This window comes from Mesorhizobium sp. ESP-6-2 (genome assembly GCF_020164675.1).
Classification (GTDB): domain Bacteria; phylum Pseudomonadota; class Alphaproteobacteria; order Rhizobiales; family Rhizobiaceae; genus Mesorhizobium.
In genome coordinates this window covers 92077-113718 of record NZ_JAIUGT010000006.1, presented here as the reverse complement: position 1 = coordinate 113718, position 21642 = coordinate 92077, and the positions used below count along the sequence as shown (strand labels likewise).

The following is a 21642-nucleotide window of genomic DNA, read 5'->3' as shown; positions in this document are numbered from 1 at the left end:
GTCTGGCGTACATTTTTCGTTACCACCGGCTCTCCCCTTTACCTGCCGTTCGTTTCACGGACCAATCACGAAACCGACGTCTTGGCGGACGCTGACGCGCACTTGCCTCGCGTGCGCCGCGCGCGGATTGCCGCGTCATGCGCAGACGGAACTGCTTCCAGACCGGGACGTCATGGTCTAAAAGCATCTCTTTCCATCGACCGTGAGGCTGACCATGGCATTGAGAGCCGACGACCTGATCGACCGCCGCCGCTTGCGGCGTAAGCTGACTTTCTGGCGCGTTGCGGCCATCGCCATCGTTGCGCTCGGCATCGTTGCGATCTCGGCCTGGTTCTATCGCGATGATTTCAGCGGCTCGGCCGTCGATCATATCGCCAAGGTCAGGATCGAAGGCACCATCACCGAGGACGACGAGTTGATCAAGCGGCTGGAAACCATCCGCAAATCGTCAAGAGTAAAAGGCGTGATCCTCGCCATCGATTCCCCCGGCGGTACGACGGTCGGCGGTGAATCGATCTATGAGGAGGTGCGCAAGCTCGCCGCCGACAAGCCTGTCGCGGCCGAGGTCGGCACGCTCGCCGCGTCGGCCGGCTACATGATCGCGAGCGCCACCGATCACATCGTCGCCCGCAAGACCTCGATCGTCGGCTCGATCGGCGTGCTGATCCAGTATCCTGATGTCAGCGGCCTGATGGACAAGCTCGGCGTCAAGCTGGAGGAAGTGAAATCCTCGCCGCTCAAGGCCTCGCCCTCGCCTTTCAAGCCGACCAACGACGACGAGCGCGCCATGGTCCGCAAGCTCATCCTCGACAGCTACGACTGGTTCGTCGGCATCGTCGCCGAACGCCGTAAGATGACCCGCGAGCAAGCGCTGGCGCTCGCCGACGGATCGATCTTCACCGGTCGCCAAGGGGTCGCCAACGGCCTGATCGACGCCGTTGGCGGCGAGACCGAGGCGATCGACTGGCTGGCGACCAAGGGCGTCGACTCGAAACTCAACGTGGTCGAATGGAAGAACACGGAGCGGCGCGGCGGCTTCCTGTTGTCCAAAGCGATGGTGAGAACGATCGCCGGCGCGCTCGGCCTGCCGGACTACAGCGGCGATATCATCCATGAACTTGGCGCCGACCGCTTGTTTCTTGACGGTCTCGTTTCCGTCTGGCACCCTTGAGATGCCGTTTGGGGTGGATGAAAAAGCAAACAAAATCATCCTCATAATTTCGACCGCACCGATTTCAGGGGACCCGTCCGATGATCAAGTCCGAACTTGTGCAGATTATTGCCACGCGCAATCCGCATCTTTTCCTGCGCGACGTTGAAAACATCGTCGGTGCGATTTTCGACGAGATCACCGACGCGCTCGCCGAAGGCAACCGGGTCGAATTGCGTGGCTTCGGTGCCTTTTCGGTGAAAAATCGCCCCGCCCGCACCGGCCGCAACCCGCGCACCGGTGAATCCGTCGAGGTCGAGGAGAAATGGGTGCCTTTCTTCAAGACCGGCAAGGAACTGCGCGAAAGGCTGAATGGCGGAAAGTAGGCGCGACGCCAGACCGGCCCTTCCCGGGACGCCGGTTTCCGACGGAAAACATCATGCTCAATCGCTTCATGCTCATCGTGGTCTTCGTGCCCCTGGCGGTCATCCTGATCGCGCTGGCCGTCGCCAATCGCGAACTCGTCGCCTTCACGCTGGATCCGTTCAATCCCGGCAATCCGGCGCTGACGCTCACTTTGCCGCTGTTCATCTTCCTGTTCCTGGCCCTCGCCGTCGGCATGGTCGTCGGCAGCCTGGCGACCTGGGTCAAGCAGGGACGCTACCGCAAGCTGGCGCGCCAGCGCGGCGTCGAGGCCGAGAACCTGCGCCAGGCGATCAGCCGCACCCCGTCGACACCGCAGGGACCGGTGCTGCCGAAGCCGACCACCTGACCGCCGCACGGCGCTGTGGGCCCTCTCGGGCCGGCGATTTTCTTCACGGAGTTTCCCATGCTGACCATTTCGGCCGCAGAGGTCGACCAGGCGTTGACCTTCCCAGGGCTGGTGGACACGCTGCGCGTGGCTTTCCGTGACGGCGCGGTGCAACCCGTCCGGCATCATCACACGGTCGAACGGCCGGACGGTGCGGCCTCGACCTTGCTGCTGATGCCGGCCTGGACCGATTTCAACGCAGCCGGCATCTCGGCCGGGGGGCATATCGGCGTCAAGATCGTTACCGTCTCGCCCGACAACAATGCCATCGGCAAACCGGCAGTGATGGGGGTCTATCTCCTGCTCAACGGCGCCACCGGCGAACCGGAGGCCCTGATCGACGGCCAGCGGCTGACGCAATGGCGCACGGCCTGCGCCTCGGCGCTCGCCGCATCCTATCTGGCGCGCGAAGACGCTTCCCGGCTGCTGGTGATCGGGGCCGGTGCGCTGTCGCCATTCCTCGCCAAGGCGCATTGCGCCGTGCGGCCGATCAGGACCATCCGCATTTGGAATCGCACCTTGAACAACGCCGAGAAGGTCGCCGCCGGACTGCGCGCCGAGGGCTTCGCGGCGAGCGTAGCGACCGATCTCGATGCCGAGCTCGGCCAGGCCGACATCGTCTCGTCGGCGACGATCGCGACCGATCCGCTGATCAAGGGCGCCCGCCTGAAGCCGGGAAGCCATGTCGACATGGTCGGCGGCTTCACCCCGACAATGCGCGAAAGCGACGACGAGGCGATAAGGCGCGCCCGCGTCTATGTCGACACCCGCGCCGGCGCCACCAAGGAGGCCGGCGACATCGTCATACCGCTCGCTTCGGGCGTGCTGAAACCGGAAGCCGTCATAGCCGACTTGCACGAGCTGGCGCGCGGCCAGAAGCAAGGGCGCCGGAGCGCCGACGAGATCACGCTGTTCAAGTCGGTCGGCGCCGCGCTCGAGGACCTTGCCGCCGGCATCGCCGTCTACAAGGCGCTCAGGACCTAGTTTACTGTCTCGGCTGGTTTAGCGCCCATTGCTTCGGCGATTACGGAGAAATCGGCCCCGCTTACCGAGAACAGGCCGAAGCGCAGTTGATACCCCCAATTCGGCTTGCCGGCCGTGAAGTCCAGCCTGTCGAGCAATGGCTTGATCGGCGCTTCCCCGGCCGCCGCCCAGTCGACGTCGCGGCGAAAGGGCGTGAAGCCGCCGCCCATGTCGCCTTGGTAGGGCAAGCGCGTTGACGGCCGCTGCCGAAAGCCGCGAATCCGGTTGCTTGGCGACCCAGCGCGAACCGAGCACAATCACCTCGATCTCCTCGTCGCTGAACATCAACGGCGGCAACATGAAGCCGGGCTTCAGCACATAGCCGAGCCCTGCCTCGCCCTCGATCGGCGCCCCCTGGCCCTGCAACGTCGCGATGTCGCGGTAAAGCGTGCGAATTGAAATCCCGAGCTCGTCAGCGAGCGACTGCACGCTCACCGGCATGCGATGCCGGCGCAATGTCTGGATCAGGTCGAGCAGGCGTTCGGAGCGGGACATATCGAAGATTTGCCTGTTTCTTTGACATTGGTCCATCGCAAGCCGACATGACCAGGCGACGCCCGCGCGGCGGACTTGGTTGCGAAGCCGGTTGCCCTATGTCAAAAGCGGCCACGCCTCGGAGATGCTCCTGCTTGAAATCTTTTCGCGACAAACGCCGCGACAGCCGTCTGCCCGCAAAAAGCGGTGCACAACAGGCGCGTCCGCATGAAGGTCGTGGAACGGCCAGGCCGCATGAGCGGCCCGAGGCCAGGGCCGACGAGCGCCCCGAACCGAAATCGGCGCCCCGCATCCTGGCCCGTCGCGACGGCGCTCTTCCGGCCGAACAGCTTCCGCTGATCCTCGAAGTGGCACCCAATGCAGACTATGCGCTGCTCGACAGCGGCGCCGGCCAGAAGCTCGAACAATACGGTCCTTATCGGATCGTCCGCCCCGAGGGCCAGGCGATCTGGCAAAAGGCGCTGCCGGCAAGGGAATGGGACCGCGCCGACGCTGTCTTCACCGGCGATACCGACGAGGAAGGCATTGGCCGCTGGCGCTTCCCCGGGACGCCGCTCGGCGAGACCTGGCCGATGAAGCACGACGGCATCGATTATCTCGGCCGCTTCACCTCGTTTCGCCACGTCGGCGTGTTTCCCGAGCAGGCCTCGCACTGGGATCACATGGCCGGACTGATCGCGGCGGCCAGGCGGCCGGTCAAGGTGCTCAACCTGTTCGGTTATACCGGCCTTGCCTCGCTGGTGGCGGCGCGCGCCGGCGCCGAGGTCACCCATGTCGATGCCTCGAAAAAGGCGATCGGCTGGGCCCGCGAAAACCAGGAGATGGCCGGGCTTGGCAACAAGCCAATCCGCTGGATCGTCGAAGACGCGGTGAAATTCGCCGAGCGCGAGGAGCGCCGCGGCAGCCGCTATGACATCGTTCTGTTCGACCCGCCCGCCTATGGCCGCGGCCCCAAGGGCGAGGTCTGGCAGTTGTTCGAGGACCTGCCGGCATTGACCGATCTCTGCCGATCGATCCTGACCCCGAAACCGCTAGCCGTGGTGCTGACCGCTTATTCGATCCGCGCCTCCTTCTTCGCCATCCATGCCCTCATGCGCGACACCTTTGCCGGCATGGGCGGCAGGGTTGAATCGGGCGAATTGATCATCCGCGAAAAATCGGCGGGCCGCGCGCTGTCGACCTCGCTGTTCTCGCGCTGGGTGGCCTGATGAGTGGATATGACGGCGCCCGTCCGGTCGGGCAGGTAAAAGAGGTCACCAGCCTCGCCAATCCGCTGGTCAAGGACATCAAGGCGCTGGCCTTGAAAAAATTCCGCGACCAGCAGAACGCCTTCATGGCCGAGGGATTGAAGCTGGTCATCGATGCGCTCGACCTCGGCTGGCAGATCAGGACCCTGGTCTTCGCCAAGGCCGGACGCGGCAACGCGGCGGTTGAGAAGGTCGCTGCGCGTACGGTTGCATCAGGCGGCACCGTGCTCGAAGTCTCGGAAAAAGTGCTTGTCGCTATAACCCGCCGCGACAATCCGCAAATGGTGATCGGCGTTTTCTCGCAGAAACTCCTGGCGCTGAAGGATATTCGCGCCGACAATGGCGATGTCTGGGTGGCGCTCGACCGGGTGCGCGATCCCGGCAATCTCGGCACCGTCATCCGCACGGTGGACGCCGTCGGCGCCAAGGGCGTGATCCTGGTCGGAGACACCACCGATCCCTTTTCGGTGGAGACGGTGCGCGCCACCATGGGCTCGATCTTCGCCGTTCCGGTGGCCAAGGCGACGACCGAGGCATTTCTCGCCTGGCGCGGCGGGTTTTCTGGCCTCGTCGCCGGCACGCACCTCAAAGGCGCGGTCGACTACCGCTCGGTCGATTTTTCCCGGGGGCCGGTGCTGCTGATGATGGGCAATGAACAGCAAGGCCTGCCCGAAAGCCTGGCGGCGAGTTGCGACAGGCTGCTCAGGATTCCGCAGGCAGGCCGTGCCGATTCGCTCAATCTTGCCGTCGCCACCGGCGTCATGCTGTTCGAGATCCGCCGCGGCGCGCTGAAACTGGACCCGATGATGGATCCACAATGAGGGTTGCCCAATCGTGAAATCATGGTCTCCCTATGCGCTGCTGGTCATCGCGGCCATCGCGCTCGACCAGTGGATAAAACATTTGGTCGAGATCGGCCTTCCCTTCCAGGAAAAGCTCGATCTCCTGCCCTTCCTGGCGCTGTTTCGCACCTATAACACCGGCATCGCCTTCTCGATGTTCTCATCCTTTGGCGATACCGGCCTGGTGGTCATCGCCGTGCTCGTCGTCGCCTTCGTGCTCTATCTGGCCACGCACACGCCTGCGGGCCATGTGGTTGCCCGCACCGGCTTTGCCCTGATCATCGGTGGCGCGTTCGGCAATCTGATCGACCGCGCCGTCTACGGCCACGTCATCGACTACATCCTGTTCCACACTCCGGTCTGGTCCTTCGCCGTGTTCAATCTCGCCGACGCCTTCATTTCGGTCGGCGCCGCGCTGGTCGTGCTTGACGAAGTTTTGGGCTGGCGGCGCCAGCCCAAGCCGCAGGGTCCCGACGCCTGAGCGATTGACCCGGCGCGGCCGCCGCAGCAGAGTCCCAACGTCGATAGATCGAGGAGAGAAAAATGCCCGAGACCTTCAAAGCCATCCTCGTTTCGCGCGACGCCGACAAGAAACAGTCGGTGGCGGTGACCGACCTCACCGAAGCCGATCTCATGGACGGCGACGTCACCGTCGCCGTCGAAGCGACGACGGTGAACTACAAGGATGGGCTCGCAATATCAGGCAAGGCGCCGGTCATTCGCCGCTGGCCCCTGGTGCCAGGCATCGATTTCGCCGGAACGGTCCTATCCTCTTCCCATCCCGACTGGCGCAAGGGAGACAAGGTCATCCTGAACGGCTGGGGCGTCGGCGAGACCCATTTTGGCGCCTATGCCGGGCGCGCCCGCGTCAACGGCGACTGGCTGGTGCCGCTTCCCGACGGCATCAGCGCGCATGACGCGATGGCGGTCGGCACCGCCGGCTATACCGCCATGCTGTGCGTCATGGCACTGGAGCGGCACGGCATCATGCCCGATCGCGGGCCCGTGGTGGTGACGGGCGCGGCCGGCGGCGTCGGTTCGGTCGCGGTCTCCATCCTGTCCAGCCTGGGCTATCACGTCATTGCCTCGACCGGGCGCAATGCCGAAAGCCCGTATCTCATCGATCTCGGCGCCGCGGAGGTGATATCGCGCGACGAACTCAGCCAGCCGACCAAGCCGCTCGCCAAGGAGCGTTGGGCGGGCGGCATCGATTCCGTCGGCAGCCACACACTGGCCAATGTGCTCTCGATGACCTCCTATGGCGGTGCCGTCGCGGCCTGCGGCCTGGCCGGCGGCATGGACCTGCCCTCGAGCGTGGCACCTTTCATCCTGCGCGGCGTTTCGCTGCTCGGCATCGATTCGGTGATGGCGCCGAAGCCGGTGCGGCTCGAGGCTTGGCGCCGCATCGGCACCGACCTCGACCTGCGCAAGCTCGCCAGCCTGTCCAAGACCATCGGCTTCGACGACATCATCGGCGCCGCGCGCGACATCGTCAACGGCAAGATCCGCGGCCGCGTCGTCGTCGACATGCAGTGAGTTCGCGGGGGTAAAACAACCTATCCGCTAAAATTCGAACGATCCCCCGCAGGCTTCCATAATTTCTGTCCGGTAGGATTTTCGCATGGTCGCGGAATCCGGCATCCAGGAAGCGGAGACTGGCGAAGACGTCGATGCGGTACCCCCGCCGGCGTCGGCGCGGCGGTTCGTCGCCGCACCGCCGCTGGCGCCTGAGCCGCAACAGGCCCCACATGAGCCGCGATTGGCTAGCCGCGAAGGCTTGCCGCTGCTGACCTTCGTGGCCGTCGTCATGCTGGCGGGGCTGACGCACCTGACCGGCGCGCCGATCTTCATCAGCCTCGCTTTGCTGGTGACCGGGCTTGCCGGCTTCGGCCTGCACCTACGCGCCAGAAGGAGCGAATACCACACCGCCGCGCTGCTTGATGAAACCACGGCTCGCAGCCGTGCCGAGATCGAGACACTGGCCGACCGCATGTGGGAGATGCAGGAGAGCGAAGAGCGCTTTCGCGGCCTGATCGACGCGCTTGGCGATCTCGTCATCCATCGCGACCGCGACGGCCATATCGTCTATGCCAACAAGGTGTTCGCCGATCTCGTCGAGATCGATCAGCGCGACCTCGCCGGCAAAACTCTGGCGGAACTCGGCATCGAGGTCGGTATCGTTCCCGACGCCGCGTTTTCCGACCATGAGTGCCTGAGTTCCACCGACGTCGCCATCCGCACGCCGGGCGGTTCGCGCTGGTTCTCGTGGATCGAACTGTCGGTGCGCGACAAGGACAGCGGTGCTGTCTCGCATCGCGCCATCGCCCGCGACATCACCGCCCGCAAACGTGCCGAATCCTCGCTGATCACCGCGCGCGAGCGGGCCGAATACGCAAGCCAGGCCAAATCGCGCTTCCTCGCCACCGTCAGCCATGAAATCCGCACGCCGATGAACGGCATCATGGGCATGGCCAGGCTGTTGGCCGATACCAGCCTGTCGCCGGAGCAGCAGACCTATGTCGGCGCGATCTCGACCTCGGCCAGCGCCCTGCTGGCCCTCATCGAGGACCTGCTCGACTATTCCAAGATCGAGGCCGGACGTTTCGACCCGGAACCGCAGCCGATGTCGGTGCGCGAGATCGCCGACAACATTGTTGAGCTCCTCGCCGCGCGGGCCTTCGCCAAGGATATCGGCCTCGGCTGTCATGTCGAACCCGACGTGCCGCAATTGATCACCGCCGATCCGGGCCGGGTCAGGCAGGTGCTGCTCAACCTGATCGGCAACGCCATCAAGTTCACTGACAGCGGCGGCGTGCTGGTGAGCATCGCGCGCGCCCGCACCGAAACCACCGACCGCATATGCTTCACCATCGCCGATACCGGGCCAGGCCTGCATGAAAACGACATGGAGCGCATTTTCGAGGAGTTCGAACAGGCCGACGGCACCTCGACGCGCGCGCATGGCGGGGCTGGCCTCGGTCTTGCCATCTCCAAGCGCCTGGTGACCGCCATGGGCGGCACGATTTCCGTCTCAAGCCGGCTGGGTCAGGGTTCGGAATTCGTCTTCGATATCCCGGCCATATCCGCGAGCGAGCCACCGCCGGGCCGGACGGACGCACTTCAGGGCAGGCGCGCGGTGATCCTGTCGAGAAACATCGTCGAAGCCGACGCCATCGCCCGCAGCATCCGCGCCAATGGCGGCGCGGTCGACATCGCCACCACCGTGGCGCAGGCGGCAGCGTTCTCCGGCGGTTGCGACGTGCTGCTGGTCGACGCGGCCATGGAAGAGGGCGACGGAAGACTGCTCAAGCGGCTGCGCCAAAGCGGCTTTTCCGATTGCGAAGCCATCACGCTGATCGCCCCGACCGACCGCGGCATGCTCGGCGAGTTCCGCGCCAGCGGCTACGCGACCTTCCTCGCCAGACCGGTGCGAGGCGGAACACTTTTGCGTGTGCTTCTGAGCAGTCATGCGCCGGCGCTTGCCCCGACACGGCCGGAAAAGCCCCACCCGCCGGCGCTTCGCGCCGCCAGTGACCGCCAGCATGGCCTGTCGGTGCTGATCGCCGAGGACAATGACATCAACGCCATGCTCGCTCGCGCCACGCTGCTGAAGGCCGGTCATCGCGTCAAGGTTGTCGGCAACGGCAAGGCAGCGGTCGAGGCCGTTACCGGTGCCGGACACAAACACCGCTTCGACGTGGTGCTGATGGACCTGCACATGCCGGTGATGGATGGGATGGACGCCATCGCCGCCATCCGCCGCCATGAGGAGGAGACGGCCGCGCCGCCCGTGCCCATCATGGTGCTGTCGGCCGATAGCCAGGAAAAGACCCGCCATGCAGTGCTCGCCCACGGCGCCAGCGGCTTTGTCACCAAGCCGCTCGACCCCGATGCGCTGGTCGACGCCATCGAGGGGCAGGTCGCCGCCTGAGCCTTTTTTCCATCGATCTCCTGCCGAGCGCCGCCACCTTGCCCTGCACAACGTAGCCGGTTGACCGTATTCGCCAGCCGACGAAGTATTGCCCGCGAGGCCGTATCACGGTACTGTCACAATCCTGTTGCACCTACACCGTATCCCCGTGCCAAGAGGGATGGCTCGAAGGAGAATCACTCGTGCATACAGTTATGCCGGAATGTGACACTCGGCCGAACGCCGGCGGCGCCTTGCTTGCCGGGCGCAACGTCGATTCCGTCACAAAGGGCGCACCGCTCGGCCGTATCGGCAACCTCGAAGTGCGGCTGGCCCGCAACGAGGCCGAGATCGCGGCCGCGCAGGAAGTGCGCTACCGGGTATTCTACGACGAGCTTGGCGCCAGGAAGAACCTGTTTCAGGTGCAGGACCGCCGTGATGCCGACCGCTTCGATCCGCACTGCGATCATCTGCTCGTCTTCGATACCTCGCTTTCCGGCCCCGAACATCGCCGCATCGTCGGCACCTACCGGCTGCTGCGGCAAGAAATCGCTGCTGCCGCCGGCGGCTTTTATTCCGAAGGCGAATTCGAGCTGACCAAGCTCATCGCCCGTCACCCGGGGCAGCGCTTTCTCGAGCTCGGCCGCTCCTGCGTCCTGCCGGAATACCGTTCGAAGCGCACCATCGAGGCGTTGTGGCAAGGCATCTGGGCGTATATCAACCACTATGGCATCGGCGTGATGACCGGCTGTGCGTCCTTCCACGGCACCGTCCCGGCGGCCCATGCCGAGGCACTCACCTATCTGGCGCATCACTGCCGCACGAATTCGGCTTGGGACGTGCGCGCCGTCGCCGGGCGCTATTGTTCCATGGATCTGATGCCGATCGAGGCGGTCAATGCCAAGGCGGCGATCGCGGCGATGCCGCCCTTGGTCAAGGGATATCTCAGGGTCGGCGCCCGCATCGGCGACGGCTGCGTCATCGATCGTGAATTCTCGACGGTCGATGTGTTCGTGGTGATGCCGGTCAAGGAGATCGGCGCCCGCTACGTCAATTATTACGGCGGGGAAGCGCAACGCTTCGCGGCGTGAACAATAGTGAGTAGTGAGTAGTGAGTAGTGAGTAGTGAGTAGTGAGTAGTGAAGACATCATAATTCACACCTACTGACTATTTCCCTACAGACTGCTCCCTACTTCACGAAATATCCTCTGGCCGTCTGCCGGGCCGGCTCTTGTAGGACGCAAACGACCAGCCGAATTTGAGCGCGCCGCCGCGCACGGCGAATGCCGCAGCGAAGCCGGCCAGGCCTGAGACGATCTGCGGCAGTCCGGCGACATCGCCCAATGTGAAGATTGACGCGCCAACCAGGGCGGCCGTGACATAGATTTCCGGCCTCAGCAGCACCGAAGGCTCCCCTGCCAGCACGTCGCGCAGGATGCCGCCGAATGTGGCGGTCAGCACGCCGGTGACGACGGAAACGACCGGCGAACCGGTGATGGCCAACCCCTTGGCCGCACCCATCACCGAAAAAGCGGCCAGCCCGACGGCGTCGAGCCAGAGCAGCCACTTCCAGCGGGATTCGACACGGTGTGCGCTGAAAAAGACCAGCACCGCAACCGCCGCGCAGATCAGTACATGGCTGGAATTGGCGATCCAGAAAACCGGCAGGTTAAGGATGACGTCGCGAAGAGTGCCGCCGCCGATGCCGGTGACGCACGCCAGGAAAAGGAAGCCGATAATATCGAGCTGCTTGCGCGACGCGGCAAGCGCACCCGTCGCCGCGAAGACAGCAACGCCGGCATAGTCGAGAAGCGCGATGGGGTTCAAGGGCGGGACCAAGAGAGTAAGGCAGTAGGGGAGTAGGGGAGTATGTTTAGCACGAAGCCGCACTGTTGGTACGACCCCTTACTGCCTTAATTCCCCTACTGCCCTACTCCCCTACTCCCCTAACTACGCATCCTTCTCCGCCTGCTCGTTCACGGGGCCCGGCTCGACCGGCGCTTCGCCGGCGGCGAGTTTCGGGCCGCCCTTGGCGACGCCGACCATGGCCGGGCGCAGCACCCGCTCCCCGATCGAATAGCCCGGCTGCACGACCTGCACCACCGTGTTGGCCGGCACATCAGGATTGGGCACTTCGAACATGGCCTGGTGGAAATTGGGATCGAACTTCTCGCCTTCCGGCGCGAGCTTCTTGACGCCATGCCGCTCCAGTGCGGACAGCATGGCACGCTCGGTGAGATCGACGCCCTCGATCAGTGCCTTGAAACCCGCATCGCCGGACGCCTTGGCCTCGGCGGGAATCGCGTCCAGCGCGCGGCGCAGATTGTCCGAAACCGACAGCATGTCGCGGGCGAAGTTCGCGACCGCATAGGTACGCGCGTCATGCACGTCGCGCGCGGTGCGGCGGCGCAAATTTTCCATCTCGGCCGCGACGCGAAGCGCCCGGTCCTTCAGCTCTTCATTCTCCTTCAGCAGCCGCACAACCGCTTCATAATCGCCATCGATGCCGCCTTCCGTGCGCTCGGCATCGGCTTCGGTCGCCTCGATTTCGTCGGGCGCGCGTTCGTCTTTTGCCTGGTCGCTCATGCCGTTTCCCGTCATCTCGAATAGTGTGGATTTTGAGCCCGATATCGAGGTTTAGTGGGCAAAAATCAAGGGGTAAGCGATGGAAGGCCAGCCGCTCGAACTGCATGGCGGCCAGCGCTATGTCTCGATTTTAATTCAAACTTTACCATAGCTATCGCCTTTCCTTGCCCCGATGTCGTGATCGGGGAACCATTTGCTGGCTGGAGGATTTTCGAACCGACACAGGATTTTTGAAATGACACTCCGCGACAAAGGCGAAAAGAGAGATCGGATCGCCGCCGAAATCCGGCGCCAGCTGGGGACCGCGGCGATGAGACGCTTTCTGCATGCGCTGCCGGCCTTTCGCGCCGAGAAAGACATTCCTGACCGCTTCCGCGACCTGCTCGATCGTCTCGACGGCATGGACAGCGGGATGGCTGGCGGCGGACGTCAGTAGGCGCGCCGGCGAAATTTCGGATGGTACCGGCCCAATGGCCGGACGGGCCCTCGCCCATCGCGACAATTACACGCGGTAATTTTGCGTGAGTGCAGCCTTGCGGGAGCGGGCCGGCTCCGTCTATGGTCCCTGATGAACATGATTTCCCCCGAGACTGCCGCCAATAGCAAGCGCGCCTGGTTGAAGATATTGTCGCGCTATAAGAAGCCGGACAGGCGGCGCAGCGCCGTCGAACTGGCGATCACCCTGATCCCTTTCGCAGCGCTCTGGGCGCTGTCCTCGATCGCCTTTGCCTATGGCCATTGGTGGGGGCTGGTGCTGATCTTGCCGGCGGCAGGCTTCCTGGTGCGGATTTTCATGATCCAGCACGATTGCGGGCACGGATCCTTCTTCGCCAACCGCACCGCCGACGACTGGATAGGCCGCGTCCTGGGCGTGCTTACGCTGACGCCTTATGATTGCTGGCGGAGTGCTCATGCCACCCATCATGCCAGCGCGGGTAATCTCGACGAGCGCGGCGTTGGCGATATTAAGACATTGACGGTCGCGGAGTACCGGCGGATGTCCTGGAGAGGTCGCCTCGCCTATCGTCTCTATCGTCATCCCCTGGTCATGTTCGGACTGGGACCGATATGGCTCTTCATCTTCGAGCAAAGGCTGCCGATCGGGATGATGCGCGGTGGCCTGAAGCCCTGGGTATCCTCAATGGCCACCAACCTCGCCATCGTGCTGGCGGCGTCGATCTTGATATGGTTCGTCGGTATTGGCGCTTTCCTGGTGGTCCACCTACCGATCGTCATCCTCGCCGGATCGGCCGGCATCTGGCTGTTCTATGTCCAGCACCAGTTCGAGGAGACCGAATGGGCGAAGGACGATGAATGGGAGTTCCAGCGCGCCGCCTTGCACGGATCCTCCTACTATGACCTGCCGCCGGTGCTGAACTGGTTCACCGGCAACATCGGTGTCCACCATGTCCATCACCTCTCCGCGAAGGTGCCAGGCTATCGTCTGCAGGAAGTGCTACGCGATTATCCGGAATTGCGCGGCATAGGCCGCATCACCCTTCTTGAGAGCCTGCGCTGCGTCAAGCTGGCGCTGTGGGATGAAAACAGCGGGAAACTGGTATCGTTTCGTCAGGCACGGACGGCGGCGTAGCCATTTTCTGTCTGGCTCTGCTACTCCCCGATCCGCCGACCGGCGGCCATCCCGCCGTCGTGACGGGAGAGGACAGGCGGCATAAACCTGCCGCTGGGAATATCGTGATGTCAGCCGGCACGCAGCCGACGCCAAGAGTATTTTGGTCCCTTGGGCTTCGGCACGGCGGCAGGCTGGTAGTAGAGTCCCAATCCGCCGGTGCGGCCTTCGTCCAGCCGCTTCAAGAGCACGGGATTGGAAATCTCGAATTCATCGAAGCCGAGCCGCAGCATATGCGGCAGCTGGTCGACCAGCACCTGGCCGGTGGCGCGCACGGCACCTTCGAAATGATGTCGGCTGCGCAGCAATTCGCCCTTTGAGAAGGAGCGGCCATCGCTGAACGACGGAAAGGCCAGCGCCACCAGCGACAGCTGGTCGAGCAGGCCGGCGATCCTTTCGAGCTGATCGCCGGGTTGCAGCACGACACCGATCCTTTCCTTGGCCGACCGGCGCACCTCCGGATCGAGATCGAGAAACGCCTGCAGCGGCAGGATGAAACGGCCATTGCCGGACAGTGCTTCCGCGCCTTCGGCATGAGCCCACTCATCCTCCCGAAAACCCGTCGGGGTCCAGAGGCGGGTCTCCGGTATCGTCGGTTCAGTCATAGGAATTTCCTAAAAATTCAAAGAAGCTCAATGGTGTGTTGAGATTCAGGTCAGGCTGGGTCGAAAACGGTAGCTTCCGAGAGCCGGGGCGGAGCGTACTTGTAGTACGTGAGCCCCCGAAACCGCCGTTTGCAGGCTGGCCTCACCTGAATATCAGCATACCCTATAGCGATGCGTCGGTCAGCGACTTCTCCAGTCCCGACAGGTGAATGCCGCACTCGGTCTTGGCATGACCGGCCCAGCGACCGCTGCGCGCGTCCTCGCCCGGCTGCACCGGTTGCGTGCACGGGAAGCAGCCGATCGACAGATAGCCATAGGCGACCAGCGGATTTTCGCGCAGCGCATGCGCGCGCATGTAGTCCGCCTGGTCCGACGTCGTCCAGTGCGCCAGCGGATTGATGCGGATACGTGGGCCGACCGCCTCGAACACCGGAAGTGCTGCGCGCGTCGAAGCCTGGAAGCGTTTGCGGCCGGTGAACCAGGCGCGGAAAGGCGCCACGCCCCGCGCCAGCGGCTCGACCTTGCGCACGTTGCAGCACGCATCGGTATCGCTCTGGTGCAGATTGCCGGTCGGATCGATCCGTTCGAGTGCTGCTTCCTCGGGCTTGATCACCTGGATGTTGGTCAGCCCGAAATCGGCGCCTAGCGCATCGCGATAGTCGAGCGTCTCCTCGAAATGCTTGCCCGTATCGAGAAAGATGACCGGCAGCGTCCGGTCGATCTCGGCGATCATGTGCAGCAGCACCGCCGAGTCCGCCCCGAAAGACGACACCGCGGCAATCTCGTCGCGGAACAGTTCGTTGGCCGCGCGTTCGATGATCTCGAGCGGCTTCAGATGACCATAGAGCGCGTCAAGCCCCGCCGCTTTGGCGGCGATGCCGTCATCGACGTCGAGTATGGGGTCAAGCGGCCTTGGCTTCGCCAGCATAGAGCGCCTCCTTGAACGGCGCGGGACCGACACGGCGGTAGGCGTCGATGAATTTCTCTTGTGGATTGAGCCGAAGGCCGAGATAGGTTTCGACGATCTGCTCGATGGCGTCGGTGATCTCTTCCGACGAGAAGCCGCGGCCGATGATCTCGCCTACCGAAGTGTTCTCGTCGGCCGAACCACCAAGCGTCACCTGGTACAGCTCGGTGCCTTTCTTTTCGACTCCGAGAATGCCGATATGTCCGACATGGTGGTGGCCGCAGGCATTGATGCAGCCGGAGATCTTCAGCTTCAACTCGCCGATCTCGCGCTGCCGCTCCAGCGAGGCGAAGCGACGCGAGATCTCCTGCGCGATCGGAATCGAACGCGCCGTGGCGAGCGCACAATAGTCGAGGCCCGGGCACGAGATGATGTCCGATATCAGGTTGGAATTGGCGGTCGCCAGGCCGATATCGACCAGCGCGTCATAGACCGCCTTCAGGTCGGCGCGCGCCACATGCGGCAGGATCAGGTTCTGCTCGTGGCTGACGCGCAACTCGTCGTATCCATACTTCTCGGCGATATCGGCAATCGCTTCCATCTGGCTGTCGGTCGCATCGCCCGGCACTTCGCCGATACCCTTCAGCGAGATGGTCACCGCCGCATAGTCGGGGTGGCGATGCGTCACCACGTTCTGGTCGAGCCAATCCGAGAAGCCCTTGGAATCGAGGCGTGCCAGCTTTACAGCCTCGTCGCCATCCGGCCGTGCGGTCAGCGCTGGCGGCGCGAAATAGGCGTCGATGGCGCGGATGTCTGCTTCCGGCAGCTTCAACTCGGCGTCCTTCAATTGCTGCCATTCCGCTTCGACCTGGCGCGTGATCTCCTCGACGCCGGTCTCGTGGACCAGGATCTTGATGCGCGCCTTGAACTTGTTGTCGCGGCGGCCATGTAGGTTGTAAACGCGCAGGATCGCCGTGCAGTAGGACAGAAGGTCGGCTTCCGGCAGGAAATCGCGGATCTTCCTGGCGACCATCGGCGTACGGCCCTGGCCGCCGCCGACATAGACGGCGAAGCCGAGCTCGCCGGCCGCGTTCTTCTTCAGGTGCAGGCCGATATCATGGGTCTGGATGGCGGCGCGGTCGCGCTCCGCGCCGGTTACCGCGATCTTGAACTTGCGCGGCAGGTAGGAAAACTCCGGATGAACCGATGACCACTGGCGCAGGATTTCCGCGTAGGGACGCGGATCGGCGACCTCGTCGGCGGCCGCACCCGCGAAATGGTCCGCGGTGACGTTGCGGATACAATTGCCGCTGGTCTGGATGGCGTGCATCTCGACACTCGCCAGATCGGCCAGGATCGCAGGAATGTCGGACAGCGCCGGCCAGTTGAACTGGATGTTCTGGCGCGTGGTGAAATGGCCGTAGCCCTTGTCGTATTTGCGCGCGATATGGCCGAGCATGCGCAACTGCTTGCTGTTCAGCGTGCCATAGGGCACCGCGATGCGCAGCATATAGGCGTGCAATTGCAGATAGACGCCGTTCATCAGCCTGAGCGGCCGGAACTGATCCTCGGTGATCTCGCCGGCGAGCCGGCGCTGGACCTGGTCGCTGAACTCGGCGACGCGGGCCTGGACAAAATCGTGATCGAACTCATCGTAGCGGTACATGCTTCGTCTTTCAGGGCGCGTCCGCCCGTGTTCACTTCTGGTCTGGGCTTACGCCGCCCGGGAGGCCTGCTTGCCGAGATCGCCACGAATGGTGGGGCCGGCGGCGCGGATCTTCTCGCGCAACCGCACCGGCTCGACAACGCCGTTGACGATTTCGGCATCTATGAGGTTGACGTCGAGGACTTCGTTGTCGGCGTGGGCCTTGGCACCGATCGCTTCCAGGCGATCCTCGGCCGCCTTGTCATGGGCAAGGTCGGCATGGTCCGCCCTCTCGGCCCAGCCGCCGTCTGCGTACCAGACGGCGATGCCGTCGGCGAGCCGGTTGGCGGTCAGTATCTTCATTGCTGAACTCCCTCGGCGGCAACTATCGGCGCGCCTTCATGCCTGTGTGCCGCGAGCGGTTCGGACCGTTCGAAATTGGCGCCGGCGACCGCATCGCCGATGATGGTCATGACCGGACCCGAGAGATCGGCGCGCGCTTCCAGCGACGGCAGGTCGGCAAGCGTGCCATGGAAACGGCGGCGATTGCCGAGGCTGGCATTCTCGACCACGGCTACCGCCGTATCCGGCGAAAGCCCGGCCTCGATCAGCCGGCCGGCAACCTCCGCGGCCACCGAGCGGCCCATATAGACAGCAACGGTGGCACCCGAAATGGCAAGCTTGGCCCAATCGGGCAGCGAATTGCCCTTGAGATCATGACCGGTGGTGAACACCATCGAGGAGGAAACCCCGCGCAGCGTCAGCGGCAGTTCGAAATCGGCGGCGGCGGCGAAAGCAGCGGTGACGCCCGGAACCACCTCATAGGCCACGCCCGCATCACGCAGCGCCGCCATCTCCTCGCCGGCCCGGCCGAACACCAGGGGATCGCCCGACTTCAGCCGCACCACACGCTTGCCTTCGCGGCCAAGCTCGACCAGCAACGCGTTGATCTCGGCCTGGCTCTTGGTGTGACAGCCCTTGCGTTTGCCGACCGCCAGCCGCTCGGCGTCGCGTCGGCCCATGGCGACGACAGCCTCCGGCACCAGCGCATCGTGGACGATGACATCGGCCTCCATCAGCAGCCGATGCGCGCGCAGCGTCAAAAGGTCCTCGGCACCGGGGCCCGCGCCAACCAGGGCGATATGGCCTGAAGCGGATGCATCCGAAAGCAGAAGATCGGCGGCTGCGTCATGCGCCTGCGAAAGCTCGCCAGCTTCGACGGCGCGCGCCGGCGCACCGCCGAAGAACTCGCTCCAGAACCGGCGGCGGGAATTGCCCCTGGGCAGGCTTTCAGCGGCGGCCCGGAAGGACGCGGCGAGAGCCGCCAGCCTGCCCAACGAAGGCGACAGCATGCGGTCGATGCGGGCACGCAGCATCTGCGCCAGCACCGGCCCAGCGCCTTCCGTGCCGATGGCGATCGCGACCGGTGCGCGATTGACGAGCGCCGGGGTGAAAAAATCGCAAAGCTCCGGCCGGTCCACCGCATTGACGGGGATGCCGAGCCGGCGCGCATCTCGGACGACGCGCCGGTCGAGCGCCTCATCGCCGCTGGCGGCGAACACCATCACCGAGCCTTCCAGCCGGCTCGCCTCATAGGCCGCGATGTGGGTGGCGCCGCTCTGCGCGATGAAGCCGAGCATGTCCGGTGAGGCGCTCTCCGCAACGATGCGCAGCGCAGCGCTGGACTGCCCAAGCAATCGTGCCTTGGCCAAAGCTTCGTCGCCGCCGCCGACGATCGTTACGGCTTCGTCTTCGACCCGTACGAAGACGGGGAAGGCATTGAGCTTGGGGGCGGGCTGCGGCATGGATACGAACGGAATCCTGATCTGGTCTTCACTTCTACGCGTGGGCGCGAAAAAGCTGAAGAAACCCACTCGCGCATCACCTCCCGGGATGCAATCGCTTTTTCTAAAGGGCTGCGGCCAAGAGAAAAATATTCCACCTTGCTGCGGAGACCGGCGTCAAGCCGCTGGTCGCGGGCCTTGATTTCTCCTCTTTTTGGGCCGAACGCGCTTCATGACGAAACAGTTTTTTCTAAATTCTACTAATTTAGTAGATTAAAGCTGCCCGGCGGTCGTGCGCGCGTCTCCGCCCCGACGGAGCGCCTGTATGACCTGGCTTTTTGGCTGGAACATTACCGGATCGAGGCGCGTTCCTTCCGCATGCGCAATGCAAAATCATATCTGGCCGCGGCGTGAAGCCAAGCGTGGCGGCAGCGAAGGAAGGAGCCCGGCGTCATGAGCGCGATCAAGTTGAAGCACGGCATCTGGATCATGGTAGCCGACGGAGAAAAAGCGCTCTTCCTCAGAAATGCAGGTGACACCAAATTTCCGAACCTCGAAGTGGTGCAGGAAATGAGACAGGACAACCCGCCAACGCGCGAGCAAGGCAGCGACAGTCCCGGCCGCTACAATGACGGTCCCTCTGTCCACCGCAGCGCGGTTGAGGAGACGGATTGGCATCGGATCGGCAAGGAGCGCTTTGCCGACGAACTCGCCGAACGGCTCTACAAGCTGGCTCATCAAGGCTCTTTTGATGAAATCATCCTCATCGCGCCGCCGCTCGTGCTCGGCGCGATGCGCAAGGCCTTGCACAAGGAAGTCAGCGACAAGGTCAGCGCGGAAATTCCCAAGACGCTGACCAACCACGCGGTATTCGAGATCGAGGCTCTGTTGCGGGCAGCTTGATCGTTGGCTATCGAGCGCCGCCATTGCGGCGCAGGATTTCGGCTGATCTCGAATTCCGGCTTGCTTGCCCACCGGCGAGGTATTTGTAGCGTCACCGGCAATTCCCGGTTTGTGGGGTTGCATGGCCGACACTCAATCCACCATATTGCAAACAAGCGGCGGCTTCGGGCGGCGCATATCCTGCATCGCTGGCTTGAAAGGCGCTCCATAGACAATGCCGCATGACACTCCCCTTATCGCCACCATCGTAGCCGGTCTGGGGCTCGCTTTCGTCTTCGGCGCTCTCGCCAACCGCTTCCGCATTCCGCCGCTGGTCGGCTATCTCGTGGCCGGCGTGCTGGTCGGGCCGAACACGCCCGGTTTCGTCGCTGACGCCGGCCTTGCCAATGAGCTCGCCGAAATCGGCGTCATTCTGTTGATGTTCGGCGTCGGCCTGCATTTTTCGCTGAAGGATCTCCTGTCGGTCCGCGCCATCGCCGTGCCCGGCGCCATCGTCCAGATCGGCTTTGCCACGGCACTCGGCGCGGGGCTTTCCTGGATGCTCGGCTGGTCGGCGGGAGCAGGGCTGGTCTTCGGCCTGGCGCTGTCGGTGGCCTCGACCGTGGTGCTGCTGCGCGCCCTGCAGGAGCGTCGACTGATCGAGACCGAGCGCGGTCGCATTGCCGTCGGCTGGCTGATCGTCGAGGACCTGGCCATGGTGCTGGCGCTGGTGCTTTTGCCAGCGCTTGCCGGCGTGCTTGGCGGCCAGGAGCAGGCGGATGCCCATGCGAGCGGCCTGTTGTCCCTGCCCGCGAGCTACGGAATCTGGGGCGTCGTCGGCATCACGCTGGCCAAGGTCGCAGCCTTCGTCATCGTCATGCTGGTGGTCGGCCGTCGCGTCATTCCCTGGATCCTGCACTATGTCGCCCATACCGGCTCGCGCGAGCTGTTTCGGCTTTCGGTGCTGGCGATAGCGCTTGGCGTCGCTTTCGGCGCGGCCAAGCTGTTCGGCGTCTCGCTGGCACTGGGCGCTTTCTTCGCCGGCATGATCATGAGTGAATCCGAACTCAGCCACCGCGCTGCGGAGGAATCGCTTCCGCTGCGCGATGCCTTCTCGGTGCTGTTCTTCGTCTCGGTCGGCATGCTGTTCGACCCGTTCAGCCTGTTCAGCAACGGCTTGCCGATCCTGGCGACGCTCGCCATCATCGTCGTCGGCAAGTCGCTGGCGGCCTTCCTCATCGTCGTCGCCTTCGGTTATCCCCTGGCGACGGCGCTGATGATTTCGGCGAGCCTTGCCCAGATCGGCGAGTTCTCCTTCATCCTGGCCGAACTCGGCGTCGGGCTGAAACTGCTGCCCGAACAGGGGCGCGACCTCATCCTGGCGGGCGCCATCCTGTCGATCGTGCTCAACCCGGTGATGTTCCTGGTCATCGACTGGATGAAGCCATGGCTCGAGGCCCGCGCCGCCAGGACGGCGCCGCCTGTGGAGCCCAAACCGGTCGGCCCGGCGACGGCGCCCGGCCAGGTGGCTTCAGTCGCCTCGGCGGCGAAGCAGGAAGATGGACCGCCGCCAAGAACAGCCCTCAGCGGCCACGCGATCCTGATCGGCTACGGCCGTGTCGGCAGTCTCGTCGGCGCTGCGTTGAAGGAAGCCGCCCTGCCCTTCCTGGTGGTCGAGGATGCCGACAAGACACTGGTGAAGCTCAAGGCCGAGGGCATCGAGACCGTGGCCGGCAACGCCGCCAATGCCGAAGTGTTTGCAGCCGCCAATCCCGAAGGCGCAAAACGGCTGATCCTGGCCATCCCCAATGCCTTCGAGGCCGGTCAGATCGTGCTGCGTGCGCGCGCCGCCAACCCCGCCATCAACGTCGTCGCCCGCGCCCATTCCGATGCCGAGGTCGAGCATCTCAAGGGGCTCGGCGCCGATACGGTGATCATGGGCGAACGCGAGATCGCGCGCGGCATCGTGGAAGAGGTGCTTGGTGACAAGCCGCGGGCGGCTGAACCGTCCGCCGCCTGAGCCGATCCTGCACGGACCCCATCCGTACCTAGCGAGAACGCGGCCGACCGTGGAGGTCTGGACCTTGGACAGGTGGGCGGCCTTGGACGCGCCCGCTGACATCG

Annotated in this window: 21 protein-coding genes and 1 pseudogene; 14 read left to right on the top strand and 8 right to left on the bottom strand. The window is 64.1% G+C overall.

The features are described from left to right. Nucleotides 1-214: 214 nt before the first annotated feature. The 4 genes from sppA (at nt 215) to LB532_RS17500 (ending at nt 2945) form a co-directional block, all read left to right on the top strand. On the top strand, nt 215-1171 hold the full coding sequence (gene sppA, locus LB532_RS17515; RefSeq protein ID WP_140640546.1) for a signal peptide peptidase SppA: 957 nt from the start codon (nt 215-217) through the stop codon (nt 1169-1171). Nucleotides 1172-1251: 80 nt separating this feature from the next. Then, entirely contained in the window at nt 1252-1536 is a 285-nt protein-coding gene (locus LB532_RS17510; RefSeq protein ID WP_006200394.1) for an integration host factor subunit beta, read from the top strand. 53 nt (nt 1537-1589) lie between these two features. Continuing rightward, nucleotides 1590-1922 carry a DUF1049 domain-containing protein gene (locus tag LB532_RS17505; protein ID WP_140640544.1) on the top strand — a complete coding sequence of 111 codons (333 nt, stop codon included), beginning with the start codon at nt 1590-1592 and terminating at the stop codon, nt 1920-1922. A 57-nt stretch (nt 1923-1979) separates the two neighbouring features. Next, nucleotides 1980-2945: an ornithine cyclodeaminase family protein gene (locus tag LB532_RS17500; RefSeq protein ID WP_140640542.1), complete on the top strand. Its 966-nt coding sequence runs from the start codon at nt 1980-1982 to the stop codon at nt 2943-2945. A 222-nt stretch (nt 2946-3167) separates the two neighbouring features. Here the strand turns inward: LB532_RS17500 and LB532_RS17490 are convergent. Further along, nucleotides 3168-3479: pseudogene (locus LB532_RS17490) on the bottom strand (helix-turn-helix transcriptional regulator); the annotation flags it as partial. A gap of 134 nt (nt 3480-3613) precedes the next feature. On the opposite strand from LB532_RS17490, the gene LB532_RS17485 reads away from it, so the two are divergent. The 6 genes from LB532_RS17485 to LB532_RS17460 all read left to right on the top strand — a co-directional run bounded on the left by LB532_RS17485 (nt 3614) and on the right by LB532_RS17460 (nt 10569). After that, nucleotides 3614-4687 (top strand): class I SAM-dependent rRNA methyltransferase, encoded by a 1074-nt coding sequence (locus tag LB532_RS17485; protein ID WP_140640540.1) that lies wholly within the window; start codon nt 3614-3616, stop codon nt 4685-4687. Then, nucleotides 4687-5547: a TrmH family RNA methyltransferase gene (locus tag LB532_RS17480; protein WP_140640538.1), complete on the top strand. Its 861-nt coding sequence runs from the start codon at nt 4687-4689 to the stop codon at nt 5545-5547. Before LB532_RS17485 ends, LB532_RS17480 begins: the two co-directional genes overlap by 1 nt. Nucleotides 5548-5560: 13 nt before the next feature. Continuing rightward, a complete protein-coding gene (gene lspA, locus LB532_RS17475) occupies nt 5561-6049 on the top strand; it encodes a signal peptidase II (RefSeq protein ID WP_140640536.1) in 489 nt (162 codons plus the stop codon). Between the two features lie 62 nt (nt 6050-6111). After that, nucleotides 6112-7104 (top strand): MDR family oxidoreductase, encoded by a 993-nt coding sequence (locus LB532_RS17470; protein WP_140640534.1) that lies wholly within the window; start codon nt 6112-6114, stop codon nt 7102-7104. Between the two features lie 85 nt (nt 7105-7189). Then, complete coding sequence (locus LB532_RS17465) at nt 7190-9499, top strand: PAS domain-containing hybrid sensor histidine kinase/response regulator (protein ID WP_140640532.1); 2310 nt, start codon at nt 7190-7192, stop codon at nt 9497-9499. 182 nt (nt 9500-9681) lie between these two features. Further along, on the top strand, nt 9682-10569 hold the full coding sequence (locus LB532_RS17460) for a GNAT family N-acetyltransferase (protein WP_140640530.1): 888 nt from the start codon (nt 9682-9684) through the stop codon (nt 10567-10569). A gap of 104 nt (nt 10570-10673) precedes the next feature. Here LB532_RS17460 and LB532_RS17455 read toward each other — a convergent pair whose 3' ends face one another. Both LB532_RS17455 and grpE read right to left on the bottom strand, forming a co-directional pair. Further along, the gene (locus LB532_RS17455; protein WP_140640528.1) at nt 10674-11306 is read right to left on the bottom strand and encodes a trimeric intracellular cation channel family protein; all 633 of its coding nucleotides are present in this window, start codon (nt 11304-11306) and stop codon (nt 10674-10676) included. Nucleotides 11307-11429: 123 nt separating this feature from the next. Beyond that, nucleotides 11430-12065, bottom strand: a complete 636-nt coding sequence (grpE, locus tag LB532_RS17450) for a nucleotide exchange factor GrpE (RefSeq protein ID WP_140640526.1) — start codon at nt 12063-12065, stop codon at nt 11430-11432. A gap of 310 nt (nt 12066-12375) precedes the next feature. Here grpE and LB532_RS30200 point away from each other — a divergent pair, with 310 nt between their 5' ends. Beyond that, nucleotides 12376-12501 (top strand): hypothetical protein, encoded by a 126-nt coding sequence (locus LB532_RS30200; protein ID WP_318011226.1) that lies wholly within the window; start codon nt 12376-12378, stop codon nt 12499-12501. A gap of 132 nt (nt 12502-12633) precedes the next feature. Continuing rightward, nucleotides 12634-13656 (top strand): fatty acid desaturase, encoded by a 1023-nt coding sequence (locus LB532_RS17440; protein ID WP_140640522.1) that lies wholly within the window; start codon nt 12634-12636, stop codon nt 13654-13656. 110 nt (nt 13657-13766) lie between these two features. On the opposite strand, the gene LB532_RS17435 is transcribed toward LB532_RS17440, so the two are convergent. The 5 genes from LB532_RS17435 to cysG form a co-directional block, all read right to left on the bottom strand. After that, on the bottom strand, nt 13767-14300 hold the full coding sequence (locus LB532_RS17435) for a DUF934 domain-containing protein (protein WP_140500236.1): 534 nt from the start codon (nt 14298-14300) through the stop codon (nt 13767-13769). A gap of 163 nt (nt 14301-14463) precedes the next feature. Then, nucleotides 14464-15228, bottom strand: a complete 765-nt coding sequence (locus LB532_RS17430; RefSeq protein WP_140640520.1) for a phosphoadenylyl-sulfate reductase — start codon at nt 15226-15228, stop codon at nt 14464-14466. Next, the gene (locus LB532_RS17425; RefSeq protein WP_140640518.1) at nt 15203-16873 is read right to left on the bottom strand and encodes a nitrite/sulfite reductase; all 1671 of its coding nucleotides are present in this window, start codon (nt 16871-16873) and stop codon (nt 15203-15205) included. The genes LB532_RS17430 and LB532_RS17425 overlap by 26 nt, the downstream gene beginning before the upstream one ends. A gap of 48 nt (nt 16874-16921) precedes the next feature. After that, a complete protein-coding gene (locus LB532_RS17420) occupies nt 16922-17215 on the bottom strand; it encodes a DUF2849 domain-containing protein (protein WP_140640516.1) in 294 nt (97 codons plus the stop codon). After that, complete coding sequence (gene cysG / locus LB532_RS17415) at nt 17212-18657, bottom strand: siroheme synthase CysG (RefSeq protein ID WP_140640514.1); 1446 nt, start codon at nt 18655-18657, stop codon at nt 17212-17214. Before cysG ends, LB532_RS17420 begins: the two co-directional genes overlap by 4 nt. Before the next feature lie 432 nt (nt 18658-19089). On the opposite strand from cysG, the gene LB532_RS17410 reads away from it, so the two are divergent. Together LB532_RS17410 and LB532_RS17405 are read left to right on the top strand one after the other, a co-directional pair. Next, a complete protein-coding gene (locus tag LB532_RS17410; protein WP_140640512.1) occupies nt 19090-19539 on the top strand; it encodes a host attachment protein in 450 nt (149 codons plus the stop codon). A gap of 214 nt (nt 19540-19753) precedes the next feature. Continuing rightward, entirely contained in the window at nt 19754-21538 is a 1785-nt protein-coding gene (locus tag LB532_RS17405) for a cation:proton antiporter (protein WP_140640510.1), read from the top strand. Nucleotides 21539-21642 lie beyond the last annotated feature (104 nt).